Source organism: Streptomyces sp. NH27 (genome assembly GCF_056859195.1).
The window spans coordinates 1-8,171 of sequence record NZ_JACEGK010000361.1; the positions used below are offsets into that span (position 1 = coordinate 1).

Consider the following 8,171-nt stretch of genomic DNA (forward strand, 5'->3'; position numbering starts at 1 on the left):
GCGCGGGCCGACCAGATCTCCCCGGCGAGCTTGATCCGCCCGCCCGCCCCGTCGTCGACCCGTTCGAGCACGACGGCCCGCTTGCCCTTGAGCGCGTCCACGCCGCTGCGCTGCTCGGGCCGTTGGCGGTTGCGGTAGGCGATCGGCCGGACGAAGACGAGCAACGCCACAGAGACCACGACGAAGACGACGACCTGGGCGACGATGCCACCGCCGACTCCCGCGGTGACGGCCCCGCCCACCGCCCCGACCGCGAACATGCCGAATTCGGGCATCGCCGTGATCACCAGCGGGATGCCCAGCCCCACCGCGGCCACCAACCACCACACCCATGCGTCCACGACGTCAATCGTAGGCGTACGAGGCCCAGTTGCGGCAGTGCGCAGGCGAGATGACTGCGCCGGGAGCCCGCTTCGGTGTCCTGCTTTCGTGGCCTGCCTCGGGCAGTCCTACTTCAGCGGCAGCCCGGCGGCGGTCCAGCGATCGCCGCGGCGCTCGACCACGAGCGGGAGCCCGAAGCAGTGGGACAGGTTGCGGGAGCTGAGCTCGGTCTCGAGCGGGCCGGCGGCAACCACCTTGCCCTGGCGGATCATCAGCACGTGCGTGAAGCCGGGGGCGATCTCCTCGACGTGGTGGGTCACCATGATCATGGAGGGTGCGATCGGGTCGCGGGCGAGCCGGCCGAGCCGCCGTACCAGGTCCTCGCGCCCGCCGAGGTCGAGTCCGGCCGCGGGCTCGTCGAGCAGCAGCAGCTCGGGGTCGACCATCATCGCGCGGGCGATCAGGGTGCGCTTGCGCTCGCCCTCGGACAGGGTGCCGAACTTCCGGTCGAGGAAGTCGGTCATGCCGAGCCGGTCGAGGAAGGCGCGGGCCCGCTCCTCGTCGACCTGCTCGTACCCCTCGTTCCAGGTGGCGGTCATCCCGTAGGCGGCGGTGAGCACGGTCTCCAGGACGGTCTGGCGGCGCGGCATCTTCTCCGCCATGGCGGCGCCGGCCACGCCGATCCGCGGCCGCAGATCGAAGACATCGACGCTGCCGAGCTTCTCGCCGAGGATCTGCACGGTGCCCGCGCTCGGGAAGAGGTAGCTGGACGCGACGTTCAGCAGAGTGGTCTTGCCCGCGCCGTTGGGGCCGAGGATGACCCAGCGCTCCCCCTCGGCCACCGTCCAGGAGACCCCTTCGACCAGAGCCCGTCCGTCGCGGACCACGGATACGTCCACCAGCTCCAGTACATCGCTCATGAGCGCGTTGTCTCCCATTGCATCTCGGCAGTCTCGGCATGTCGGTGTGCCGGGATCGGCACGGGCCGGAAGGAACAACCCCCGGGGAAAACTTACGCCACCACACGACCGGTCCAGTCCATAGGCTGGGGGCATGCTTGATGAACCTCGTTCAGGACGGCTGGCGGCGTGGGGAAATGCCCTGCTTGCCGGACTTGCCGCCCCTGATGACGTTGCTCAGCGGATCTCGGCCGACGACGCGGTGCACCGCGTCGTCGGGCTGCCGGGCGAACCGGCCCCGGTCGGGCTCACCCTGGGTCTGGGCAGACTCCGGGCGCTCGGCGTCACCGGGCTGCGGTTGGCGCTGCCGGTGTCGGGGCACCCGCTCGGGCTGGCCGGTCCGCCCGAGTTCAACGCCCGCGCGATGGCGGCCGGTGAGGCGGTGCTGACGGTGGGCGCGGTCTCGCTCGGCCTGGTGCCGGAGGTCTACGAGGCCGGGCCGGCCGGCGACCTGCACGTGGACGTGGAGTGGCAGTGCCTGCCGGTACGGGACGCCCCGCCGGCCGACGTGCCCTCGCTCGGCGAGGCGGAGCGGGAGCTGGCCGAGGCGCTGCGCGACGCCACCGACGCGCTGGCACAGCTCGACGTGGCCGGCGCGGGTCCGGCCGCCCAGGCGGCGCTGGAGGCGTACCGGGCGCGGGCCGAGCGCGGCCGGGAGGTGCTCGCGCCGGGCTACCCGCCGCGCGCGGTAAGGGTGTTGGAGCTGGCGCAGCGGGTGGCGGCGCTGGTGTCGATAGCGTCCGACGGGCACGGCGGCGCGGTGAGCGCGTCGCAGATCGCGACCCGGGCGGAGTTGCTGCGGCCGGTGGAGCGGACCGCGCGGCGCGCGCAGGTCGCGGCGTACAACGCGTACGTGGAGGAGGCGGAGCGGCGCCGGCCGTAGCGCGAGGCCGGTGTCGGGGTCAGGGGCGAGGTCAGGGTCGGGCCGTCGGAACTCTGTCGGCCCGCACCCGGCCCGCGGGCGGATCGCCGCGGCTCGCCACTGCTCACCGGAGCCGTGGGCACCCGGCCGGGCGCCGGTCGGCCGCGGGTCGTACCGCTCCCGACAGCCGCGCGGGCCTCGCAGCGACGTACGGGACGTCGGCCGCGGGGCCCGCGCGGGGCCGCCCGAGGTTCAGGCGGCGGCCGGTGTCACAGGTTGACGCCGGTGTTGCCGAAGGCCGGGTTGAGCAGGCCGATCACGTTGACCGTGTTGCCGACCACGTTGGCCGGGACGTGCACCGGAACCTGCACGACGTTGCCGGAGACCACGCCCGGGGACTTCACGGCGGCACCGTGCGCGCCCGAGTCGGCCGAGGCCGCACCGGCGCCGGCGGCGATGAGGCCGCCCGCCACGAGGGTGATGGTCGCGGCCTTCTTCAGGTTCTTCACTTCGAACTTCCTCCTTGCGAGACGCACCGCGGCCGTCCGCCGCGACACGCCATGCAGAACGGATCGCCGCCGCATCGGATGCGCGACCCGGGAGACATACACCCGACAGTATGAATCTCACTCCGCCGAGCGCGGGTGTGCGGGTGGGGCGCATCGGCGCCCGCGGGGGCGCGCCGACGGGTCCCGCGCGCCAGGTGACCGTCCAGGTCCGTGCTGTCCAGGTCCGCGCTGTCCAGGTCCGCGCCGGGCGGGTGCCCGGCGTGCGGGTGCTCGGCGTGCGTCGTCAGTCGCCCACGCCGTTGCGCACGGCCCACAGGGCCGCCTGGGTGCGGTCGGCGAGGTCGAGCTTCATGAGGATGTTCGACACGTGGGTCTTCACGGTCTTCTCGGAGAGCACCAGCGCGCGGGCGATCTCGCGGTTGGAGCGGCCGTCGGCGATCAGGCCGAGGACCTCGCGCTCGCGTTCGGTCAGCGCGTTGCCGCGGCCGGTGCCCGCGGCGGGCTGGTCCGGGGCGAGCAGGGCCCCGGCCACCTCGGGCTGGAGCAGGACGTGCCCGGCGTGCACCGAGCGGATCGCGTCGGCGAGCGCGATCGGGTCGACGTCCTTGTAGACGTAACCGGCGGCGCCGGCCCGCAGGGCGGGGACCACGGTGCGCTTCTCGGTGAAGCTGGTCACGATGAGGACCCGGGCGGGGCTTTCCGCCTCGTGCAGCAACCGCAGCGCCTCGATGCCGTCGGTGCCGGGCATCTTGACGTCCATCAGGATCACGTCGGGCCGCAACTCCAGCGCGCGGGCCACGCCCTCGTCGCCGTCGCCGGCCTCGCCGACCACCTCGATGTCGCCCTGGACCTCCAGGAACGTCCGCAGACCGCGGCGGACCACCTGGTGGTCGTCCACGAGCAGCACCCGGATCACCTTGTCAGCCACCTGGCACCTCCATCTCGATGACGGTGCCCTTGCCGGGCTCCGATTGCACGCTGAGCGAACCGCCGACGCCGTCGGCGCGGTCCCGCATGGAGACCAGGCCGAGGTGGCGGCCGGCCTGGCGGACGGCGGTGGGGTCGAAGCCTCGACCGTCGTCGCGGATACGCAGCCTGGCGCCTCTGCCGTGTCCTTCGAGGGTGACGGCGACGGTCCGGGGTCGGGCATGCCGCAGCGCGTTGTGGGTGGCCTCCTGGGCGACCCGCAGCAGGGCCTCCTCCTGCGGCGCGGGAAGGGCGCGCATCCGGAAGGCGCGGAAGGTCACGCTCGCGGAGTGCACCCGGTCCAGGACGTCGGCCTGGGTGCCCAGGGTGGCCACGAGCCCGTCCTCGTCCAGGGCGGCCGGGCGCAACTCCACGACGACGGCCCGCAGTTCCTCGGCGGCCTCGGCGGCGAGCGCGGCGACCTGCCGGATCTCCTCCTTGGCGCGGCCGGGGTCGGTGTCGACCAGCGCGACGGACGCCTGGGCGGTCAGCCGCAGTGAGAACAGCTTCTGGGAGACCGCGTCGTGCAGCTCGTGGGCGATCCGGGCGCGCTCGCCGACCAGCGTCAGCTCGCGGCTGCGTTCGTGCAGCCGCGCGTTGGTGAGGGCGATCGCGGCGTGGTCGGCGAGGATGCGCAGCAGGTCCTCGTCGTCCTGGGTGAAGCCGGCCGGGCAGGTCACGTCCGCAAAGTCCCCTGCGGAGCCCTTGCCGGCGCCGTCGCCCGGGTCGGCACCCCGGTCGGCGCCCTGGTGGCCCGTCCGGCTCTCGCGGCCCTCGTCGCCCGGGCGACCGGCGTCGTCGGCGCTGCCGGGGCGCTCGGCCGGGACGTTCTTGTTCGCGAGGAAGATCGCCCCGAGGATCTCGTCGCCGTCGGCCACCGGCATGCCGATGAATGCCTTCATCACGGGGTGGGTGCGCGGCCAGCCGGCGAAGCTCTCGAAGTCGCGTACGTCGGTGAGCCGCTGCGGGGTGGCCTCGTGGAGCATCGCGGCGAGCACGCCGTGTTGCCGGGGCAGCGGGCCGATCGCCTTCCACTCCTCGTCGCTGACGCCGTCGACCACGAACTGGGCGAAGCCGCCGTGGTCGTCGGGCACGCCGAGCGCGGCGTACTGCGCGCCCAGCAGTTCCCGGGCGGAGGCCACGATGGTCTGCAGGACCTCGCGTACTTCCAGCCGGCGGTTCATCGCCACGATCGCGGCGCTGACCGCTTCGATGCCGCCTCGCGGCGTCCGTTCGGACATGCCCTCAACGGTACCTGGCGCAGGTGACGGCCCGTATGCGCCGAGGGACGGACCGTCCTGGTACCTGCGTCCTAGGGCCAAGTGCCCGCGCCGGTTGCGGCGGCCGCCCGAGGCGGACGGCGCGGCGGCGTTCCTACGGTGTCGGTATCGGGTCCGGCGACCGTGCCGGGCCGTGACGGAAGGCGGGAACCATGCCGGTGGCGATCATCACGGGCGCGTCGCGGGGGCTGGGCCGTGCGCTGGCCGAGGAGCTGGCCGGCCGCGGCTGGGATCTGGTGCTGGACGGCCGCGACGCGGACACGCTGCGAGCGGCGGTACGGGACCTGGAGCGCGACCGAACCGACAATACGAAAACCCTCAAAACGGGCGAATCGCATGATGTGCCCTATATAGGGGACAAAGGTGCGGACGATGTGGCCGGCGGAAGCGCGGCGCCGGAGCGGCCGGCACGTGGCCGGGTGCGGGCGGTCGCCGGTGACGTGACGCGCCCGGAGCACCGGGCCGAGCTGGTCGCGGCGGCCCGGGAGCTGGGCGGCGGCGCGGGCCCGGACCTGCTGGTCAACAACGCGAGCGCGCTGGGCGCGGAACCGCTGATACCGCTGGCCGAGCTGGCCGAGGACGGCTTGCGGGAGGCGCTGGAGACCAACGTCATGGCGCCGTTCGCCCTGATCAGGGCGGTTCTGCCGGAACTGAGGGCGGCCGGCGGCGCGGTGCTGAACGTCAGCTCGGACGCGGCCGTGGCGGCGTATCCGACCTGGGGCGGGTACGGAGCGAGCAAGGCGGCGCTCGAGCACCTGTCGGCGGTGCTGGCCGAGGAGGAACCGAAGGTCCGGGTGTGGTGGGTGGACCCGGGCGACCTGCGGACCGGGCTGTACGCGGCGGCGGTGCCGGACGACCCCGACTTCGGGCGGCGCCCGCTGCCCGAGCAGGTGGCCCCGGCGCTGCTGCGGCTGCTCGACGGCCCGGCCGGCAGCGGTCGCTACGTCGCCGGCGAACCGGCCGGCCCGGAGGAGGCACGATGAACGCGGCGGCACCGACCCTGGTCAGGTGCGAGACCTGCGACGCCGAGGCGGACCGGGTGGACACCGGGAGCCTGGCGGACTTTCGGCTGCCGCCGGAGCTGTCGGCCGCGGTGCCCGCGCGACGCCGGGACGGGGTACGCCTGCTGGTCGGCCGGCGGGACAGCGGCGAGGTGACCCATCACGGGTTCCGCGAGCTGCCCGGTCTGCTGCGGGCCGGGGACGTCCTGGTGGTCAACACGTCGAGGACGCTGCCCGCGGCGCTGGACGGCTGGACAACGGACGGGGCCGCGGACGGGGACGCGGGCAGCGCCGCCGTCACGCGTGCCGCTTCGAAGGCCGGCGCACGGGTGGTGGTGCACTTCTCCACCCGGCGTGACGACGGCCGCTGGGTGGTGGAGGTGCGCTCCCCCGACGGGCACGGCTCGACCGTGCGCAGGCCGGGCGGACCGGCCGGGGCGGAGGTGCGGCTGGCCGGCGGCGGCCGGCTCGTACTGGAGCGGCCGCTGGGCCCGGCCACCGACCGGCTGTGGGTGGCGTCGGTGCGGGTGCCGGACGTGGTGCGGCACCTGCGCCGCCACGGGCGGCCGATCCGCTACGCGTACACCGCGCGCGACCAGCCGCTGTCGGCGTACCAGACGGTGTTCGGCACGCCGTCGGCAGACGGGCGGGGCTCGGCGGAGATGCCGAGCGCGGGCCGGCCGTTCACCGCGCCGCTGGTCACGGAGCTGGTCAGCCGGGGCGTGCAGATCGCACCGATCGAGCTGCACACAGGGGTGGCGTCCGCCGAGGCGCACGAACCGCCGTACGCGGAGCCGTACACCGTCCCGGCGAGCACCGCGTGGCAGGTGAACGCGGCCCGGGCGGCCGGCGGGCGAGTGGTAGCGGTCGGCACCACGGCCGTGCGCGCGCTGGAGTCGGCGGCCGACGGGCGTGGGGTGGTGCGGGCCGCGCACGGCTGGACGGAGCTGGTGATCACCCCGGAGCGCGGGGTGCGCGCGGTGGACGGCCTGCTGACCGGGCTGCACGAGCCGGAGGCGTCGCACCTGCTGATGCTGCGGGCCCTGTCGGGCGACGGGCTGCTGACGCGCGTCTACGCCGAAGCGTTGCGCGGCCGTTATCTCTGGCACGAGTTCGGAGACGTCAACCTGCTGCTGCCATAAGGGCTTTCAGCCCCCGAATAAACGTCACATAAAGCACCCCCTCCGTCACCTTCCGCGACGCAGGGGGTGCTCCCTTGTGACCTCACCTATAGGACCTGCGTCACATACTAGGTCGCTTAGTTGAATTCGAGGCCCGAACTCCCGGGAGGAAACCCGGGAAACCCGATCAGGGCGCCGGCCGCATCTACGAGTTCGGCTCGTAGCAGGGCTCTTTGACCCCCGATTTCCGACCCTTTAACAATTCTCGGGTCCCAATCGGAAGAGGTAATCCCGCATGCAGCTCCCCACGATCCCGAAGATCGGCCGACTGTCCAGGAAGCACAAGATCACGGTGGCCGGTGTCGCCGCCGCCGCGGCCGTTGCGCTGACAGTCACCGGTCTCGAGGCGACCGCTGGTGGGTCGGCTGTCGCCGCCGGCGACCCGACTGGGTTCTCCGTCTCCACCGGCGACCAGGTCAAGAGCATCAGCCCCGAGTCCGGCATGGCCTCCCAGAAGGCCATCTCCGACCAGGCCGCCGCTCAGAAGAAGGCCGCCGCGGACACCGCTGCGAAGAAGAAGGCGGCTGCGGACGCCGCTGCGAAGAAGAAGGCCGCCGACGCGGCGGCCGCGAAGAAGAAGGCGGCCGACCAGGCCGCCGAGCGCGCCAAGGAAGCGGCCAACCGCTCCACCAAGCGCGTCGTGATCAAGAAGACCGCGCCGGTGGCCAAGAAGCCCGCACCGGTCACCAAGGCCGCCCCGGTCGCGGAGGTCACGGCCGCGGCGAAGCCGGCCGCGGCGACCTACCCGAACAACCTGGACGGCTGGATTCGCGAGGCCCGGGCGACCCTGGCCTCGCACAACATCCCGGTGCCGACCTACAACGGGATTTACCGCAACATCATTCGGGAGTCCTCCGGCAACCCGAACGCGATCAACCTGTGGGACTCGAACGCCATGAAGGGCATTCCCTCCAAGGGCCTGCTCCAGACGATCGACCCCACGTTCAACGCCTACCACGTGTCCGGCACCTCGTGGAACGTCTACAACCCGGTCGCGAACATCACCGCCGCCTGCAACTACGCGTCCCACGTGTACGGCGGCATGGACAACGTGAACTCCGCGTACTGATCGACCGATCCGCCGAATGCGGG

At 73.1% G+C, this 8,171-nt stretch carries 9 protein-coding genes; 4 read left to right on the forward strand and 5 right to left on the reverse strand.

Annotated elements, in window-relative coordinates; all coding sequences use genetic code 11:
* On the reverse strand, nucleotides 1-350 hold a 350-nt coding region (locus tag AC13HU_RS25700), incomplete at its 3' end, for an NfeD family protein (protein WP_483044327.1).
* A gap of 99 nt (nucleotides 351-449) precedes the next feature.
* Entirely contained in the window at nucleotides 450-1,259 is an 810-nt protein-coding gene (locus AC13HU_RS25705; protein ID WP_483044319.1) for an ABC transporter ATP-binding protein, read from the reverse strand.
* 115 nt (nucleotides 1,260-1,374) lie between these two features.
* Here AC13HU_RS25705 and AC13HU_RS25710 point away from each other — a divergent pair, with 115 nt between their 5' ends.
* Nucleotides 1,375-2,163, forward strand: a complete 789-nt coding sequence (locus AC13HU_RS25710; protein WP_483044320.1) for a hypothetical protein — start codon at nucleotides 1,375-1,377, stop codon at nucleotides 2,161-2,163.
* Nucleotides 2,164-2,411: 248 nt separating this feature from the next.
* On the opposite strand, the gene AC13HU_RS25715 is transcribed toward AC13HU_RS25710, so the two are convergent.
* From AC13HU_RS25715 to AC13HU_RS25725, 3 genes are all read right to left on the reverse strand, one after another.
* The gene (locus tag AC13HU_RS25715; RefSeq protein WP_483044321.1) at nucleotides 2,412-2,651 is read right to left on the reverse strand and encodes a chaplin; all 240 of its coding nucleotides are present in this window, start codon (nucleotides 2,649-2,651) and stop codon (nucleotides 2,412-2,414) included.
* 283 nt (nucleotides 2,652-2,934) lie between these two features.
* The gene (locus tag AC13HU_RS25720; RefSeq protein ID WP_483044322.1) at nucleotides 2,935-3,579 is read right to left on the reverse strand and encodes a response regulator; all 645 of its coding nucleotides are present in this window, start codon (nucleotides 3,577-3,579) and stop codon (nucleotides 2,935-2,937) included.
* Complete coding sequence (locus AC13HU_RS25725) at nucleotides 3,572-4,858, reverse strand: GAF domain-containing sensor histidine kinase (RefSeq protein WP_483044323.1); 1,287 nt, start codon at nucleotides 4,856-4,858, stop codon at nucleotides 3,572-3,574. Before AC13HU_RS25725 ends, AC13HU_RS25720 begins: the two co-directional genes overlap by 8 nt.
* 191 nt (nucleotides 4,859-5,049) lie before the next feature.
* Between AC13HU_RS25725 and AC13HU_RS25730 the strand changes: the two genes are divergently transcribed.
* The 3 genes from AC13HU_RS25730 (at nucleotide 5,050) to AC13HU_RS25740 (ending at nucleotide 8,148) form a co-directional block, all read left to right on the forward strand.
* Entirely contained in the window at nucleotides 5,050-5,880 is an 831-nt protein-coding gene (locus AC13HU_RS25730; RefSeq protein WP_483044324.1) for an SDR family NAD(P)-dependent oxidoreductase, read from the forward strand.
* Nucleotides 5,877-7,040, forward strand: a complete 1,164-nt coding sequence (locus tag AC13HU_RS25735) for an S-adenosylmethionine:tRNA ribosyltransferase-isomerase (protein WP_483044325.1) — start codon at nucleotides 5,877-5,879, stop codon at nucleotides 7,038-7,040. Before AC13HU_RS25730 ends, AC13HU_RS25735 begins: the two co-directional genes overlap by 4 nt.
* A 274-nt stretch (nucleotides 7,041-7,314) precedes the next feature.
* Nucleotides 7,315-8,148, forward strand: coding sequence for a transglycosylase SLT domain-containing protein (locus AC13HU_RS25740; protein WP_483044326.1), 834 nt, complete (start codon nucleotides 7,315-7,317; stop codon nucleotides 8,146-8,148).
* The last annotated feature ends 23 nt before the right edge of the window (nucleotides 8,149-8,171 follow it).

What these genes read in the sequence shown, in the direction of transcription:
- AC13HU_RS25705 (WP_483044319.1), bottom strand. Translation starts at nt 1,259, where the DNA reads ATGGGAGACAACGCGCTCATGAGCGATGTACTGGAGCTGGTGGACGTA.
- AC13HU_RS25710 (WP_483044320.1), top strand. Translation starts at nt 1,375, where the DNA reads ATGCTTGATGAACCTCGTTCAGGACGGCTGGCGGCGTGGGGAAATGCC.
- AC13HU_RS25725 (WP_483044323.1), bottom strand. Translation starts at nt 4,858, where the DNA reads ATGTCCGAACGGACGCCGCGAGGCGGCATCGAAGCGGTCAGCGCCGCG.
- AC13HU_RS25730 (WP_483044324.1), top strand. Translation starts at nt 5,050, where the DNA reads ATGCCGGTGGCGATCATCACGGGCGCGTCGCGGGGGCTGGGCCGTGCG.
- AC13HU_RS25735 (WP_483044325.1), top strand. Translation starts at nt 5,877, where the DNA reads ATGAACGCGGCGGCACCGACCCTGGTCAGGTGCGAGACCTGCGACGCC.
- AC13HU_RS25740 (WP_483044326.1), top strand. Translation starts at nt 7,315, where the DNA reads ATGCAGCTCCCCACGATCCCGAAGATCGGCCGACTGTCCAGGAAGCAC.